This is a genomic window from Bradyrhizobium sp. 604_D8_N2_3, assembly GCF_051810765.1.
GTDB lineage: Bacteria > Pseudomonadota > Alphaproteobacteria > Rhizobiales > Xanthobacteraceae > Bradyrhizobium > Bradyrhizobium barranii.
Genome location: NZ_JBPWPM010000002.1, coordinates 151064 through 165354 on the forward strand (window position 1 = coordinate 151064; position 14291 = coordinate 165354).

18 protein-coding genes and 1 pseudogene are annotated in these 14291 nt (G+C 65.6%); 7 read left to right on the plus strand and 12 right to left on the minus strand.

Features of this window, described 5'->3' with window-relative positions; genetic code table 11:
- Positions 1 to 2: 2 nt before the first annotated feature.
- The 4 genes and pseudogenes from repA to AB7245_RS45585 form a co-directional block, all read right to left on the minus strand.
- Complete coding sequence (repA, locus tag AB7245_RS45570) at positions 3 to 1208, minus strand: plasmid partitioning protein RepA (protein ID WP_439035867.1); 1206 nt, start codon at positions 1206 to 1208, stop codon at positions 3 to 5.
- Positions 1209 to 1507: 299 nt separating this feature from the next.
- Positions 1508 to 2140 (minus strand): annotated as a pseudogene (locus tag AB7245_RS45575) (tyrosine-type recombinase/integrase); the annotation flags it as partial.
- A 98-nt stretch (positions 2141 to 2238) separates the two neighbouring features.
- Complete coding sequence (locus AB7245_RS45580; protein WP_439035868.1) at positions 2239 to 2385, minus strand: hypothetical protein; 147 nt, start codon at positions 2383 to 2385, stop codon at positions 2239 to 2241.
- A gap of 337 nt (positions 2386 to 2722) precedes the next feature.
- A complete protein-coding gene (locus AB7245_RS45585) occupies positions 2723 to 3109 on the minus strand; it encodes a hypothetical protein (protein ID WP_439035869.1) in 387 nt (128 codons plus the stop codon).
- Between the two features lie 311 nt (positions 3110 to 3420).
- Between AB7245_RS45585 and AB7245_RS45590 the strand changes: the two genes are divergently transcribed.
- The 3 genes from AB7245_RS45590 (at position 3421) to AB7245_RS45600 (ending at position 5533) form a co-directional block, all read left to right on the plus strand.
- On the plus strand, positions 3421 to 3687 hold the full coding sequence (locus tag AB7245_RS45590) for a type II toxin-antitoxin system prevent-host-death family antitoxin (RefSeq protein WP_247434097.1): 267 nt from the start codon (positions 3421 to 3423) through the stop codon (positions 3685 to 3687).
- Positions 3684 to 4118: a type II toxin-antitoxin system PemK/MazF family toxin gene (locus AB7245_RS45595; protein WP_247434100.1), complete on the plus strand. Its 435-nt coding sequence runs from the start codon at positions 3684 to 3686 to the stop codon at positions 4116 to 4118. Before AB7245_RS45590 ends, AB7245_RS45595 begins: the two co-directional genes overlap by 4 nt.
- Before the next feature lie 266 nt (positions 4119 to 4384).
- The gene (locus AB7245_RS45600) at positions 4385 to 5533 is read left to right on the plus strand and encodes an RHE_PE00001 family protein (protein WP_439035870.1); all 1149 of its coding nucleotides are present in this window, start codon (positions 4385 to 4387) and stop codon (positions 5531 to 5533) included.
- A gap of 6 nt (positions 5534 to 5539) precedes the next feature.
- Here the strand turns inward: AB7245_RS45600 and AB7245_RS45605 are convergent, their stop codons facing one another.
- A complete protein-coding gene (locus AB7245_RS45605; protein WP_439035871.1) occupies positions 5540 to 5923 on the minus strand; it encodes a DNA -binding domain-containing protein in 384 nt (127 codons plus the stop codon).
- Positions 5924 to 6064: 141 nt separating this feature from the next.
- Between AB7245_RS45605 and AB7245_RS45610 the strand changes: the two genes are divergently transcribed.
- The 3 genes from AB7245_RS45610 to AB7245_RS45620 are packed head-to-tail and all read left to right on the plus strand — an operon-like array spanning position 6065 to position 7249.
- Positions 6065 to 6802, plus strand: a complete 738-nt coding sequence (locus tag AB7245_RS45610) for a type IV toxin-antitoxin system AbiEi family antitoxin domain-containing protein (RefSeq protein WP_439035872.1) — start codon at positions 6065 to 6067, stop codon at positions 6800 to 6802.
- A complete protein-coding gene (locus AB7245_RS45615; protein ID WP_439035873.1) occupies positions 6799 to 7002 on the plus strand; it encodes a hypothetical protein in 204 nt (67 codons plus the stop codon). Before AB7245_RS45610 ends, AB7245_RS45615 begins: the two co-directional genes overlap by 4 nt.
- Positions 6983 to 7249, plus strand: a complete 267-nt coding sequence (locus AB7245_RS45620) for a hypothetical protein (RefSeq protein WP_439035874.1) — start codon at positions 6983 to 6985, stop codon at positions 7247 to 7249. The genes AB7245_RS45615 and AB7245_RS45620 overlap by 20 nt, the downstream gene beginning before the upstream one ends.
- Before the next feature lie 203 nt (positions 7250 to 7452).
- Here AB7245_RS45620 and AB7245_RS45625 read toward each other — a convergent pair whose 3' ends face one another.
- Positions 7453 to 7770, minus strand: a complete 318-nt coding sequence (locus AB7245_RS45625) for a DUF736 domain-containing protein (protein ID WP_060913221.1) — start codon at positions 7768 to 7770, stop codon at positions 7453 to 7455.
- Between the two features lie 653 nt (positions 7771 to 8423).
- Positions 8424 to 9350 carry an ArdC family protein gene (locus tag AB7245_RS45630; protein WP_439035875.1) on the minus strand — a complete coding sequence of 309 codons (927 nt, stop codon included), beginning with the start codon at positions 9348 to 9350 and terminating at the stop codon, positions 8424 to 8426.
- Between the two features lie 82 nt (positions 9351 to 9432).
- Here AB7245_RS45630 and AB7245_RS45635 point away from each other — a divergent pair, with 82 nt between their 5' ends.
- On the plus strand, positions 9433 to 9654 hold the full coding sequence (locus AB7245_RS45635; RefSeq protein WP_144030572.1) for a hypothetical protein: 222 nt from the start codon (positions 9433 to 9435) through the stop codon (positions 9652 to 9654).
- 35 nt (positions 9655 to 9689) lie between these two features.
- Here AB7245_RS45635 and AB7245_RS45640 read toward each other — a convergent pair whose 3' ends face one another.
- The 5 genes from AB7245_RS45640 to AB7245_RS45660 form a co-directional block, all read right to left on the minus strand.
- Complete coding sequence (locus AB7245_RS45640) at positions 9690 to 10277, minus strand: hypothetical protein (protein ID WP_439035876.1); 588 nt, start codon at positions 10275 to 10277, stop codon at positions 9690 to 9692.
- A 394-nt stretch (positions 10278 to 10671) separates the two neighbouring features.
- Positions 10672 to 11085, minus strand: coding sequence for a hypothetical protein (locus tag AB7245_RS45645; protein WP_439035877.1), 414 nt, complete (start codon positions 11083 to 11085; stop codon positions 10672 to 10674).
- The gene (locus tag AB7245_RS45650; RefSeq protein ID WP_439035878.1) at positions 11082 to 11975 is read right to left on the minus strand and encodes a DUF7007 domain-containing protein; all 894 of its coding nucleotides are present in this window, start codon (positions 11973 to 11975) and stop codon (positions 11082 to 11084) included. The genes AB7245_RS45645 and AB7245_RS45650 overlap by 4 nt, the downstream gene beginning before the upstream one ends.
- A complete protein-coding gene (locus AB7245_RS45655) occupies positions 11972 to 12448 on the minus strand; it encodes a hypothetical protein (protein WP_439035879.1) in 477 nt (158 codons plus the stop codon). The genes AB7245_RS45650 and AB7245_RS45655 overlap by 4 nt, the downstream gene beginning before the upstream one ends.
- A gap of 88 nt (positions 12449 to 12536) precedes the next feature.
- On the minus strand, positions 12537 to 14222 hold the full coding sequence (locus AB7245_RS45660; protein WP_439035880.1) for a ParB/RepB/Spo0J family partition protein: 1686 nt from the start codon (positions 14220 to 14222) through the stop codon (positions 12537 to 12539).
- Positions 14223 to 14291 lie beyond the last annotated feature (69 nt).

The window sequence follows — 14291 nt, forward strand, 5'->3', positions numbered from 1 at the left end:
CGTCAGCTCCTGGCCCAGACCTGTTTGATCAGGCCTTCGATCTCTCCGTTCACCAGGTCAAGCGCTTCGGTGGCCCGATCATAGGTACCGCGCGTGAATTGCTGTCGCTCGACCTCGTACAGAGTCTGCTTGGTGAGCCCCGCATCAGCGATCGCGGTGCTCTTGACCATGGGGTGAGTCAGCACGCGCGAGCCGAAGATCGAGCGCATGAGACCAACCATCGTCGTTTGTGGCCCGTCGCTGGGCTCGTAGCGAGTGACGAGATAGCGCATCCAATCGTATTGAGTGGCGCCGCCAGCTTTGGCGACGACATCGAGAAGGCTTCCGGTCATATTGAGGAATTGAGACATCGACATCACGTCGAGCATCTGAGGATGCACGGTGATCAGGACTGACGTCGCTGCGCAGAGGGCGGAGAGAGTGAGGAAGCCGAGCTGCGGAGGGCAATCGATCACCACGACATCATAGGCATCGCTGACCTGGGCCAGCGCTTCGCCAATTCTGGCGAAAAACATTGAGTCGTCGCTCTGACGCGTCATCAACGCTTTGGGCGTCTCGTGTTCGAACTCCATGAGTTCAAGCTGCCCCGGAACGATGTGGAGGTTCGGAATGTATGTGCCGCGCACGATCTCCGGCATTTCGCGGCGGTCGGCATCATAGCGGATGGCGCCGTAGATCGTCTCGTTCTCGCCTACATCAAGTTCGGGCTGATGTCCGAACAGCGTTGAGAGGCTCGCTTGCGGATCGAGATCGATTGCGAGGACGCGGTAGCCGCGGAACGCTAGATACTGCGCGAGGTGCGCGGCCGTCGTGGTTTTGCCGCTGCCGCCTTTGAAGTTCATCACCGAAATGACTTGCAGAGCCTCGCCGTCGCGCCTGTGTGGAACGTATCGGCGAACCCCTTTGCCGGCGCTATCCAGCTCGCTTCGCAGCGCGTCAATGTCTTCAACTGAATAGCTTCGACGGCTGTTCGGCGGTGCAGGGGGGCCCTTCCCTTCAGAGACCAGTTGCCGAAGATAGCCCTCAGCGATGCCGATAAAGCGCGCGGCTTCCGCCGATGAGAATCGGCGGATGGTCTTCTCCGCCGCTGGCGGGAAGTCTCGAAGCTGCTGAGCGCGCAACCGTGTCGAAAGCTCCGCCGCGTCGGCATTGATCAGCGATCGGAGATCACGCACATTCTCGTCTAGAGACTTGGTTAACGTCGGCATTTTAAACTCTGCATCTGCGAAATTTTGAGCAGTTGGCCTCAAAATGCGCTGATGGTCAGTAATGCCCGATTCTTCCGAAGCCGCAAGGATTATTGAGTTAACGAGAAGTTAACGGCTGTTCCTCGTCTCGAGGAATTTCTCGCGAGGTCACGTCAAAAATGGCCTAAGGCAAACAGTTGTACGCTGACAACTTAACATATTGCCCGGCTCCGGCTTTCCGTGTGTTGGTTCCAGCAACGCGAGGTTCGCCCGAGCCGACCCGAACAGTTGTACGCTGACAACTCAATGACAGACCCCTACTAGATTCCGAGGCGCACGGCTCGCCCGTATCTGCGCTCAGCCTCATTGTAATAGCTGGCCGCCGGCTGCACGGATCGATGCTGGGATTGCTGCATAGGCTCCGGCAAGGAAACTCCGCGTTGCGCTGCCTCCGTCAGATACCCGGATCTCAAGCCATGCGCGGAAAACTCCCTCGCCTCCAAGCCCTTCAGCGCACAGCGCCGCTTCACGATCAGGTTGATCGACTGCGGCGTCAGCGCCCTATCCTCACCACCTCCCAGCGGTTGATGGCATGGAAGATCGGACTCTTGCTGATGCGGGCCCGTTCGAGCCATTCGCGCAGCGCCTCGACCGGCGGTCCGACCAAAGCACCCTGCCCGCCTCGTCCGTGACCCCGGTCTTGGTCCGGCCCCGTCGCTGATCTGCTCGACCCCGGAGCCGAGCCACCTCGCTGCGGCGGCGCCCACCCGAGGCAGGATGGCGAGATCGTGGGTATCGGCCAGCCGGTCGAACCGGCAGGTGCCAACCAGCACGTCGCGGGTGACCGCCCGTTTGCTCTTGCGCTGCCGCGGCCGGGTGCTGGCGCGGACCGCCAGCCGGAGTGCCGAGCGCAGGCTGGGTGAGCGAAACGGGACCTCCTGCCCGCTCTTTCGGCAGGATGGCAGAGAGCGTATCGAGCTGCAGCGCCCGCCGGCTTTCGGGGTGGGAGACCAGCGCGCGGGAGGTGATGTCGTCCATCCTCGGCGCTCCGTCAGAAACCGTAAGTGCGATCCACCCAGCGCAGCAGCACGCCGGCGTCCGGGTCGGGAAGCCGCACGCGCTGGGCTTCCATGCCTTGCGCGACCGCCAGGCCGACGTCGGGATCGACCAGTGGCCGTGGGTCATCAGGAAGAACCACCGAAGGGCAAAGCCGATCTCGCGGCCCACCGCCTCGATGCCGTCCATCAGCAAATGGACCGAGGCATCTTGGCGTCATGAGCAGACGTCCTTTCGGCGGCCGCAACGGTCGGGAATGAAGCCGACCTCGCGCTCGCCCTTATGGGGGCAATCGCGGATATCGAGTGCCCAGTGGGCAAAGACCCGCTCGGCCTGGCGCTCGATTCCTCCCAGTCCTGAAAGAACCGCAACTCTCTCGGCACAAAGGCGAAATAGTCCGAGACCGCCGCCAGGAAGGGCGTCTCGCGCGCTCCGCCGGCCCGACCTCGCGAATGACCCGCCGCTCCAACTCGGGCCGCTTAGCCTCCCCGCTTGTCGCGCTCGATGCGGCCGCAGCGATCGAGAAAACTGCGGACGTGGACGATCGCGCCGTGGGCGCGGTCGCGGAGGCGATAGGCTGGACCGGCGAGGCGATCCGAGTCCGGGAGCTGATCGGTACGAGGCCAGCTCGGATCGAGCAGTTCCTCTTCGCCCCGCGGTCGATAGTCCGGGTTGACGATCGGACCGGCGCGCCATTCAACCTCGCGGCCGAGCGCGATCTGAACATTGTAGGCCACGCCTGACCCGGTTGGCGCCGACACGAAGGCGCTCGTGCCGCGCCACTCCGTAATCTGCAGGTCAGTCTCCTTCAGCCGCTTCCAGACCACCGTCATATCGCCGTTTTTCTTGGCGAGTTCGGCCTTCATCCACGGCCGCAATTCAAGCCGTAAGCCATGGGGACGAAGTACCGAGCGGGTGTCGCGCCAATGATCGTCATCGATCGGCGCGATGCCGAATGTAAAGCCCGGAAAGGCCGCGGTGAGGGCAGGGATGAGGTCCGCATCAGCCGAGGCCGGATTCAGCCCAGCCAGGACAGTTTCGAGCGAGGCTGCATCGGGAGGCGGGCAGGGGTCGTCATTCTCGCACGCTCTCAGGGGTGAGCAGGGCTGTCATAAGTCAAAGTCCCACTTGATTAATATCTCGATTTTCGCTATTTTGGCGGAAATGGAGATTTTTTATGGCCACTGTCACGCTCAGCGCGAGCGAATTCCAGGACCGGGTCGGCGAAGCGCTCGACCGCTCGCTCAGCCAGCCGGTGCTGATCACCAAGCACGGTCGGCCGCGCAATGTCGTGCTGTCGTACGACGAATACGAGCGGCTGCGTGCCCGCGACCGCCGGGCGGTGCGGGCCGAAGACCTCACGGACGAGGACATCGCCGCGATCGAAACCAGCGAGATGGCGCCGGGATATGAGCACCTCGACGCCGAGCTCGAGGCGAAATGACCCTTGAGCCGAAGGTCGGTTGGCTCCTGAATTATAGCTATCTGTGGGCCGATGATCATCGGCGCGGCGACGAGGAGGGGATCAAGAATCGGCCGTGCGCGCTGGTCACAGCGACGCGGCGCGAGGGCGATCGAATCGTCGCGATCGTGGTCCCTGTGACCCACAGTCCGCCGGCCGACCCGACGACAGCGATCGAAATTCCGGCGGTGACCAAGGCGCGCCTCGGCCTCGACGCGCAGCGCTCCTGGATCATTTGCAATGAGGCCAACGTGTTTGCCTGGCCGGGACCGGACCTGCGCGCGGCGGCCGGCCGGACACCGCCCAGCGTCTGGTTCGGGCCGCTGCCGCCAAAGCTCGCCACGGCGGCGCGGCAAAAGCTGCTCGGCTTCGCGCGCGCCGGCCGATTGCGCCAGGTGCCGCGCACCGAGTGACCGCCGCTGCTCACGGCCGAGTGCGTCCGGAAGAGGGGGGACTGGCATCCACCCGGGCCTTCTCGTCGATCGGAGCCCTGCCGCGGCCGTCGGGCGGGCTTCCGGAGGCTAGACTAAGAACCGCCGATTTGCGTTCTGACGTCCAACCCTATCGATAAGCCGTGGTTATCGATGGTGAGCGCGCCGCGGAACCCGCTGTCGCTATGACGGAAGCTATTTCCGTGATACGTTCCGTTTGAGCGATACCTGTTAAGGTTATCAATATCTTGCAAAACGGCTACTCAATTCCGCATCCACTGCCTTGGGCTCAGCTCGCCGGCCCGCTCGCCCTCGCCGAGGACGCGCTGGCCAGGCTCGACGAACGCCTGGCCAAGAGCCCGATCCGCGACGGCTGGGTTGCGCGCACACATTATACCGACGCTTGCGCCAGCCTGTGGCTGGAAGGCGAGCTGGTCCATCTCGAAGATCTGGTTCTCCACGACGCTGGCATGGACATCCGTGCCCCGACCCACGAACTCACCCGCGCCCACGCCGTGCTGCGGACCCGGCGCCGCATCGCCGACGCGAAGCCGGATTGGGCGCCATCGCCGGTGGGGCTCGACAGCCTGCGCGGCCGCAGCGGGCAGGGCGACTGGGAGGCGGGAAAGGGCAACCGGAAGGAAGCGGAGCGAGGTTTCGTCGGCGGCGATGATAGCGGAGATCAGGACGACATTGATCTCGACACGCCGCTTGGCGGCACCGAATCCGACCAGCACTTGGCCGCCGCCTTCGCCGCGGTCGACGCCGCGAATGCCAAGGCGGAGCGGACACTCGCCGGCGGCAGCCGCACCGAGTCTGAGCGGGACCCGCTGGTCTACGATCCCGACTGGGACGAGGACGGCCGCCTCGACGCCTGGCGCGCGATGGTCGAGCAGACCCGCACATTGCCGCCGACGCTCGCGGCCGCGCTTGCGACTGAGGCTTGGGACGCCATCGCCCCGCTGCAGCACACGCCCTGGCTCGGCCGGCTGCTAGGAGCCAGTGTGTTGCGCGCGCGGGCCAAGACCCGCTGGCATCTGGCCTGCCTGCATGACGGACTGAAGGCGATCCCCCGCGAACGCCGGCGGCCGCGCGACGCGGCGGCGCGACTCGCCGTGCAGCTCGAGGCGATCACCGCTGCCGCGGCGGCCGGTCTCAAGGACCACGACCGCTGGCTTAACCAGCGAACCCTGCTCGCCCGAAAACTCGCCGGCCGCCGCGCCACGTCAAAACTGCCGGCGCTGCTCGACTATATGCTGACCCGGCCGATCGCCTCGGCCGGTACGATCGCGAAGGAGCTGAAGATCACGCCGCGCGCCGCTCAGGACCTGGTCGGCGAGCTTGGCCTGCGGGAGGTGACCGGCAGGGGACGATATCGGGCCTGGGGGATTCTGTAGGCGCCCTCAGTGCGGTGCCCCGCCCCGCAGCAGATCCCGGTGGCCATCCTCGGTGATCCAGCGGGCACGGGCGAGATGGGTTTCCCACGCCCGTCGCGCGCGATGCGGCTCGCGCGCGACGTCAATATGCAACACGGTCCGCGCGACCTCTTTCCAGTCGGCGCCGTCGGCTGCGGCGTCGAGCAGACGGAGATAGGTGACCAGGTGCTGCTCGTCATAGCCGGTCAAAATCGGCGCGGTCGGCGCGGCATCGGCGACATCAAGATCGGGCGGTGACTTCTGCATGCGGTGTATTCGCCGGCAAGGTTTCTTGTCAGCGGGGAGTAGGCGCGTTCGTGCACCGGTGAGTAGACCCGAATTACGCACCACGTGGTGCCGGGCGCGTATCACCGAGCATCGCGCAACCGCAGCTGAACGAGTTTCATGGCCGATCTTGGGGATTTTAGCTTAATCCGGGTTATCGTAGCCTGACTACGACTTTGACTTCCAATTCAAGCTTGCAGAACTTGACATTATTCGGATTATCGTAGCATGGCTACGACCCACAGAAACAAGCTAAACAGGCTCTATACCCGCCTGACGCCGGGGGCGTCGCTGACCTCCGATGACCTCGCCGCCCTCGGGATATCGGTCGACCTGGCCGTCCACTATGTCCGTGCCGGCTGGTTGCAACGGTTGGCACGCGGCGTCTATTGCCGGCCAAACGATCCGCCCACTTTGCACCCGAGCCTCGTCCTGCTGCAGCGGAGCATCGAAGGATTGCATGTCGGCGCCAAGTCGGCCTTGGACTGGCAAGGCATCCGCCAGTACGTCCCCCAGCGGCCCGTCCTCCATCTGTACGGCTGGAAAGCGGGACGCCTTCCGGAGTGGTTCACTCAGCGCTTCCCGGCCGAGTACCACCGCAAGCGACTCTTCAAGGAAGAACCCGGCGCGCCGCTTCATGTCCGACCCTTCGAGAGCCGCAAGGGCGGCCCGCTCGTCTCGGCGCCGGAACGCGCATTGCTGGAGGTGCTGAGCGAAGTCGGCGTCCGGCAGCCCTTGCAAGAAGCGCGCGAGCTGGTCGAAAGCACTTACAGCCTGCGTGCCGATCTGCTGCGAGACCTGCTCAAGCGGTGCACCAGTGTCAAGACCGTGCGTCTGTGTCTGCAGCTTGGCCGCGAACTCTCTCAGCCCTGGGCCAGCAAGCTCGATCCGTCTCAACTGCCCAAGGGCAGCGCCAGGGCCTGGGTGTCCCGCTCCGCTGACGGGCTCCTGGTGCTGAAGCCATGAACCAGGTCTACCTCGACAGCGCGCGGTTGCTGACGCGCGTGGCGCCGCTGGTGCTCGTCGACGATACGTTCGCACTCAAGGGCGGCACGGCGATCAACCTGTTCGTGCGCGACGGTGCACGAGGTCCTGTTTCCATCGCTGCGGGATCTCCGCCAGGAGTTCGAGCACAATTTCGCGGGCATGACCACCGAGCCCGTTGAACTCGACGCGCTCTTGGCAGCGCGCGAGCGAATGATGCGCGAACTGCAGCAAGGTCTGAACGCCGACGAGCGCCGCTTCCTGCTGTCGCTGGTTGCCGCAGAGCCCGAATGGTCGCTACTGGGCGTGCCGCACTTGGAGCAGCTTCCCGGCCTGCGATGGAAGCTCCAAAATTTGGAACGGCTTCGGAAGGCCAATGCCCGAAAATTCGCCGAGCAATCGAATGCGCTGGCCCGGCTATTTGGATGAGCGTAGGTGGGCCGTCGCAACGCGCCGCAGGTGATGCGGTGTGACTGCCGACGAGGCCCTTCCGGCCTCCCCATCAGCTATCCATGAAGGGATAGGCGGCACGATGAGGCAGCGCTTGTCGACTTTACGCGCGCGTTCAAAATCGTTTCTCACCGCCTACGGGTGAAGGCCCCGCCTCGCGGCGGGGCCACCTGCGCGGCGTCTCAGTCGCGACTCGGGCGAGACCAGATGAGCGAGTGGCCTTCCTCGCCGTCGACCTCGACCAGCGTCGCGTAGATCGGAGCCGGGAAGCTCGGGTCGTCCAGCTTGACCGAGTGGTACTCGCGGCCCGTGTCCTGGGACTTCTTCTTCCACATGGCGCCGAACTCGATGTTCGCGCCCGCGAAGATGCGGTAGTCCGGGGCCTTGTCTGAAGTGCGTTCGGCCGGAACGATCTTGGTCTTGACGGTGCCTAGAGCGAGGGTCTTGACGGTGCCGACGAAGCCGTTGCCGTTGACGGTGAAGTTGCCGATGGTAGCCATGTTCGTGTCCTCTTTCGTTCTCGGGCCGCGACCATCGCGACCTCGATGGCTGTCGTTGACCGGAGGCGATCGGACCGCACCCGAAGGGCCGCCACGCAGTAGAGGGCGGCCAGGGGGAGGCTTTCTTGTCTCGCGAGGAATGGACGCGCAGCGACCAGGGGAAGAAAGCCGAGAACGGCCGTTGCGGTCTTTTGATCGAGGCGGAGCGCAGCGACGACGGCCTTCGGTTAGACATGCCAAATCGAGGACGCATTGGGCGCGACAGGCCGAACGATGAGGATACGGCTGAGCGACAGGCAAGCCACACCGCACGACGACGGGCGCATCGGTGAAAGGCACTCGCGCGCGTCGCGTAAGCTTTCCGCCAGTCCAGCGGACGCAATAACAACCCCGGACTGTCGTATCGTGATGACACCAGCCTTCTGCGGCTTCGGAAAGACGCTCGCCCAGAAACAGACGGGCATCTCGGAAGCCAGAAGAACCCGCCCGGCGCATCTCGCCTATGCCGTCGGGATGGGAAGCGCCGCCTCTCCAGTCGCCGGCACAGGCATGACGCCGCACAAAAGAGCGGCCCCCGCGTGAGATGAGGCCTTCGTCATTGTCTAGAAAGGTGAACGATGAGCGCAAGCGGCCGAGACACGGATCGTTGCGCCTCATGCCGCTTGGTCGATCTCGGCCGGCTCGGGCTGAAGACCGTGCAGGTAAGTCACCGCGCGTTGCGCGTGGGCGGCCGCGCTGAAGATAAAACGCCTGTCGTTGGCCAGCACCTCCAACCACGATGCAAGGTAACTCGCATGATCGGCACGCGGCTCGAGTTCGGGCACGATACCAAGGTCCGCGCTGAGGAAGCACGCGCCAAGTTCCGCAACCAGCTCTTCACGGGCGCGCTCGCTGCGATCCTTTGCGTAGCGGCTGAGATCGCGATTGACGCGATGCGCTGGCGCAGTCCAATGCACGCATTCATGCGCGAGCGTGGCGGCATAGCTCTCGGCGTCACGAAAACTTTCGAACAGCGGCATCTGGATGATGTCGAGCGATGGTGCGAAGAAAGCCTTGTCACCGCCATGCCGGATGGTCGCGCCGGTGTTGGCGAAGAAGGCGTCCACATGCGCGATGCGCTGCGCCGGCGCGATGGTCGGCGCCGGGCGCCCGTAATAGTAATCCGGCAGGTCGTCGATCTGATCGACGCAAAACACGGTATAGGCGCGCAGGAACGGAACGGTCCGTTCGACGTCGTCGCCATGCTCGTCGGTCTCGGTCTTGGTGATCTTGTTGGCGTAGACCACCATCGTTCCGCTCTCGCCCTTGCGGATATGGCCGCCGAGCTCGAGTGATTGCTTGAACGTCATCCAGATCGATGACGTGAAGCCGCGCGCGACCGCTTCTAACCACAGCAGCACGACGTTAATGCCCTGGTAGGGCATGCCGTTGTGACGCAGCGGGCGCGTGATGCGCCCAGCCGCGTTGGCCGCATTCCACGGCTTGACCCACGGACGCACACCGCGCTCAAGGTCTGCGACGATGCGATCGGTGATGCGCGCATAGATGTCGGCGCGGGGTTTGGTTTCCTTACCAGTCATAATCCTAACCTCCGTTGGAGGCCGCGCCCGTCGCGGCCCGTCACGGCGGTCCGCTGCGAAGGCCTGCGGGGTCGCGCATCCGGTGACGCTGATGGTCGGGGTGAGGGGAGAGACGCCGGACCGGAACGCAGTGGAGGACGGCAAAGCCGTTGCGCTGCCGCGCCGGCCGGAGCATCGACTGAAAGCCGGTACGGGCCGCGACGTGCGCTCGATCCCGGGTCATTTCTCTTTGCTCGTTTGCGCCGTCGCGATGTGCGACATGAAAAAGGCCGGCCCGCAGGGACCGGCCGATATCCGATCGTGAAAGAGAATGGCGGGGCCGAAGCCCCGCCGGCGGCGTCACCCGAACGCCGCCATCTGAACCTCGGCCGCCTTGCGGCTGACGGTTTCGGCCGGCTGGTCGGGCTGGCGCTCGAACGGCTTCCAGCTCTCGCCGACGACGTGCTCGTAGGCTGCGGCGGCGCCTTCGGCCGCCATGCGCAGGGCGTGTGCCTGAACGGCGACCTCGGCGGCGAATTCGCGCTTGCGCTGGGCCGCGGATTCGAACCCGACAGGTCCGTCGAGGTCCTCGTCGCGCGTGTCGTTGGCGAGCTTTGCCGTCGCCTCGCGCGCTTCGGTGACCGCGCGGCTGTAGAACTGACCGGCGCCGTGGGCCGAGCCGACATAGGAGCCGACGATCCGTTGCAGGTGGATCTGCATGGCGCGTTCGTTGAGGCCTTCGCCGAGCGCGTCGGCGGTCTCGGTGATGAGGCGTTGGTGGAGATCGCGGATGCCGTCGCTGTCGAGGACGGGGAGGCCGAAGCTCTCGGCGATGCGGGTGGCCTGGGCTGCGTCCGGGCAAACGAGCCGGACCATTTCGACTGTGGTGCCGCGGCGGAGTGGCACGACGCGGGCGCTGGTGCGGGGTGCGCGAGCTGTTTTGGTCATGGTGAAGTCCTTTTCTGGTTTCGCCGTCGGGTTCGGTCCGGCCCCTGCCGGCTCTCCCCTCGGGTGCGGTCGCCCAGCGCCGCCGGGATGAGGGCCGCTTCAAGGTCCGGGCACCGCCAGGCGAGCAAGGTCCGGTTGCGGACAAGCGCGGTCCCAGGCTGCTGGGCCCTGCGCCGGACGCGGCCGGGCCTTGCCGAGATCGGCGGTTTCCGGTCGCTTGCGACTTGGCCTTGAAGCGGACCGCCGGGGGCGCAGACCGCAGCAAACCCGAGGGGAGGACCGACAGGGTAGGGGCCGGGTTGGCGATGCCGGAAAGGTTCGACCTGGCCTCCGCCGCTTCTGTGCTCGCAACGTGTGGCCGGGAATGCCGCGAAGTATGCACCTGCGTGGTCCGCTATGCCGCAGCGCCATGCCGCTTCCCTGGACGACACTCAGCCGGACTGCGACATTCGCCCTTGCGATGTGCGCGCTCCGGGTCGTCACGAGCGTGTCGAGACTCCGGCGCGCACCGAGCCCGCAGCATCTCGATCGCGGCATCCTGCCGGGCGAGCTTGCGCGATAACGCGTCGATCTCCGGCTGGCGCGCTGCCGTGATCGCCGCAAGATTCCAGCGGTAGCGTTCCAAGAACGCACTCGGGTCGGGCGGCTTGCCGCGGCGGTATCCAGGCCGCTTGCGATCGAGCTGTGGGATCAGCGTCGTCATGCGGCGGATGATCTGCCGGTCGATCATGTCGAGCTGGCGCTGCGTCTGGCGCTGAGCCTCCTCCATGCGCGAAAGCTGGGCGAGGCGCTCGGGGGAGGTCTTCATGGCGACGTCCTTCCCTGCCAGGCGATGAAGCTCGACGGCCCGAAATAGGCCTGGTGGCGGGTCTCATCGACCACGAAGCCGAAGCGGCCCATTCGATACTCGTCGGACGGGACCAGAAAGCGCCGCTCCTCGGTGCCTGCACCGCGTCGGCCGCCGGGCGTGGCGACGACTTCGACAAAGCCGGGATGCTGATCCGACGCGATCGCCGACATGACGATCCAATCGTCGGCGTGCTCGGTCTCGAAGGCGCGCCGATCCTTCTCCCGGGACTCGCCGGGCTGGAGCAGGGTCCCGAAAATCATCTCCCAGGCATCGGGCCAGCTATCCCTAATCGTGCGCTCCGCGCAGCGCCGCTCGTAGCTGGTGAACAGATTCGGGAAGGTGATCGCCACGATCGCCCAGCCCTCGTCCTCCTCGTACCAGCCACCCCGCGCGCGCAGCATCGAATGGACGCTGCGGTTGCGTTCGGCGGAAAGATGAAAGCCGCCGTGTCCTGCCGTCGAATGGCAGACGACGCCTTCCGCATAGACGGTCGCGCCCTGAGATGGGCCCCAAGGCGTGTTCGCCGTGGAGGCGATGTCGCGACGGCCGAGCGCACGCGCCATGCGCTGGTGCTCGGCGTTCTCCGCCACCTTGGCGCGGAAGGCCGCCTCGTCGGCGAGCTCGCCCGAATGGCCGTAGAAGTCGGAGTGCTTCCATTCGGCGATCGGCCGGCCGATGCGCCAGCCGGTTGCGAGATAGTGGCGGCCCTCGCGCGCCGGCAGCATGGCGAAGGCGGTGTCGGCAAGGCGCGCGGCGAGGAAGCCATCGCCGCTGCGCCCGAACGCAACCTCGGGGAATCCGGAGGTTGAGTCATCGGTGATGGTGGTGGGGAGGGTGGGCGCGGTCATGCGGCTGTCCTCCCCTCCGCGACGTCGGCCGCGACCGCATCGGCCGTCACCTCTTCGAGAACGGCATTTGGATAGCGGTGGCTCTGCAGCCAGGTTTCGGCATCGGCGCCGCTGCCGGCGAGATAGACCAGCTCGGCATCCTCGCCGGGCCGGTCGAGCACGCGGACCGTACCGAGCTTCGGGCGTTCGGTCACGACGAACGCCAGGTCGCTATCGACCGGGAAGGTCCGGTGGACGCGAAGCACCACAACACCGCCGCCGCCATAGTCGCCGGCGTGCAGCGTGATGCTCGCGCCGAGGACCGTGTTGCCGATGCGGCGTTCGGGCTGTTTGCGGATCAAGCGACCGCCGCTATTGCGGTGTTCCCAGGCCGCGAGCTTCTTGCGGTGCCGCTCCGGCGGCCGCGGCGTGCCGTCGGAAAACCGGACGAGCGAGCCGAGCGGGGCGAGGTCGTAAATCAACTGTGCGGACATGACGTCCTCCTGTTCATGGGGGCGAAACGGAGCCGCCGCCGGATCAACCGGCAGCGGCGTGTTGTTCGGATTGGCGATGCCGGGCGGACTATTCCGCCGCCTCGCGGAACGCCTCGTCGTCCAAGGCTTCGCCATCGTCGGTATCGCCGGCCTCCGGGTCCTCCACCTGGTCGTCGGCCGCGTCGTCTTCGGCGACGGCGTTCTTCGCCAGCCACGACAACAAGGCGGCCTTGTCGGGAGCGAACAACGCGGCTGGATGCACGAAGCGACCCTCCCTGAAGTGCTCAACCAGGGCGATGCGGGTGTCCTTCACCTTCTGGCGCGGAAGAACCGGCGTGTCCTTGCACCAGCCTTCGAGCGCGGCGCGCGACAGGCACGACAGGTAATCGTCCGTGCCCATGTTCGGCAGGAAGTTGTCCGCGCCGACCACATCGCCGGCGATGCGCGCTACGATGCCGCTGGCGTTGCGGTTCTCCCGGCACGACAGGACTTCCGTGAGGGTTGAGCGCGCCGCGACGCGGAGCGTGTCGATATCGATGACGAGCTTGCCATCCTGATCGAATAGCGACGCAGCATGGCGTGCTAAACGCCGGTTGCCGTAGTAGGTCCCGCCGCTGCCCGAATCGACCGAGACGTTCTGGCCGGCGAAGGCGAGGATCAACAAGGCCATCAGCGTGTCATCCTCGATCGGCGCGCGGGCCAGCGCCTCGTGCAGCGCGTCCGTTCGGAAGTCGCCGATCATCTCGAGGCCCTTGCGCGTCACGTCAGGACGCGGCATCGAAACTATTGCGGACTCATCCGCAGCGTCGCTGTCGGCCGCCGCAGCCTTGCCCGTCGCCTTCTTCGCCGCGGGCATGCGGTAATGCACGCTCTGCACCCGGCCGTCACGGTCCAGATACATCGCGGTGCAATCGCTCTTCGAGGGCTTGCCGTAGACGCGCTCTGCCTTCGGCGGCAGCTTGACATCGCCCCAGTTCGTCGTCTCAGCGATGATGCCGCGCTTCGGCAGGTTGTTCGTCATCCATTCCTGCTGCGCGCCAAGGAAGGCCTCGACATCCGTGGTATAGCGGCTGTCCTCATCTGCTGGCGCGAACAGATCCTCTGCCCACTGGATTCCATAAGCCTGGGCGAGGTCGTCGCCGAAGCTGGCATCACGTGCGTACATCCGGGCCTTGGTCAGAGCCTGCGCCACGCTAAACCACGACACCTGCGGATCGGCCTTGGAGGGCTTGTGCTTCTTCCAGACCTCCTTCTGCTCATCCAGCGAGGCGGAGGCGATGGTGCGGAGCTGCCGCTCGTCGGGCATGTCGCCCTTGGCCATGTGATCGAGCATGGCGGGCAGCACGTTCGCCAAGAGGCGGAGCTTTCTGATATGCCGCACCGGCAGCGCCAAGGCGACGCCGATCGCTTCTTCGGTCCAGCCGAGACCGACGAGGCGTTCGATCGCGCGCCACTCGTCGACGGGATTGAGCGCTTCGCGGGCGATGTTCTCGATCATCGAGCGCATGGCGCCGTTGTCGTTCGCCGCCTCGTCGACGAGGACGTCGATCTCCTTGAGGCCGGCGGCGATCGCCTGCTTCACGCGGCGATGACCGGCGTTGATGACATAGCCGTTGCCGCCGCCAGTCTCAGGCGTGATGACGGGCGGCTGGACGATGCCGACGGCCTTGATCGTCGCCAGCAGCAGGGCGTCGGCCTGCGGTGTCGACTTCGACTGGCGCATGCGGTCCGGATTCTCCTTCAGCGCACGCGGATCGACCTTGATGAGTTGCATCGGATTTCTCCTGTTCGGGGTTCGCGGACCGCGGCTCGCGCGTCCTTTTCCGTCTTCTTTCCGAAGACA

Bases quoted from the DNA above. Each gene is read 5' to 3' on its own strand.
- AB7245_RS45645 (WP_439035877.1), bottom strand. From the start codon at position 11,085: ATGAAGACCTCCCCCGAGCGCCTCGCCCAGCTTTCGCGCATGGAGGAG.
- AB7245_RS45660 (WP_439035880.1), bottom strand. From the start codon at position 14,222: ATGCAACTCATCAAGGTCGATCCGCGTGCGCTGAAGGAGAATCCGGAC.
- AB7245_RS45610 (WP_439035872.1), top strand. From the start codon at position 6,065: ATGGCTACGACCCACAGAAACAAGCTAAACAGGCTCTATACCCGCCTG.
- repA (WP_439035867.1), bottom strand. From the start codon at position 1,208: ATGCCGACGTTAACCAAGTCTCTAGACGAGAATGTGCGTGATCTCCGA.
- AB7245_RS45650 (WP_439035878.1), bottom strand. From the start codon at position 11,975: ATGACCGCGCCCACCCTCCCCACCACCATCACCGATGACTCAACCTCC.
- AB7245_RS45590 (WP_247434097.1), top strand. From the start codon at position 3,421: ATGGCCACTGTCACGCTCAGCGCGAGCGAATTCCAGGACCGGGTCGGC.
- AB7245_RS45595 (WP_247434100.1), top strand. From the start codon at position 3,684: ATGACCCTTGAGCCGAAGGTCGGTTGGCTCCTGAATTATAGCTATCTG.
- AB7245_RS45630 (WP_439035875.1), bottom strand. From the start codon at position 9,350: ATGACTGGTAAGGAAACCAAACCCCGCGCCGACATCTATGCGCGCATC.
- AB7245_RS45615 (WP_439035873.1), top strand. From the start codon at position 6,799: ATGAACCAGGTCTACCTCGACAGCGCGCGGTTGCTGACGCGCGTGGCG.
- AB7245_RS45625 (WP_060913221.1), bottom strand. From the start codon at position 7,770: ATGGCTACCATCGGCAACTTCACCGTCAACGGCAACGGCTTCGTCGGC.
- AB7245_RS45585 (WP_439035869.1), bottom strand. From the start codon at position 3,109: ATGAAGGCCGAACTCGCCAAGAAAAACGGCGATATGACGGTGGTCTGG.
- AB7245_RS45655 (WP_439035879.1), bottom strand. From the start codon at position 12,448: ATGTCCGCACAGTTGATTTACGACCTCGCCCCGCTCGGCTCGCTCGTC.
- AB7245_RS45620 (WP_439035874.1), top strand. From the start codon at position 6,983: ATGACCACCGAGCCCGTTGAACTCGACGCGCTCTTGGCAGCGCGCGAG.
- AB7245_RS45640 (WP_439035876.1), bottom strand. From the start codon at position 10,277: ATGACCAAAACAGCTCGCGCACCCCGCACCAGCGCCCGCGTCGTGCCA.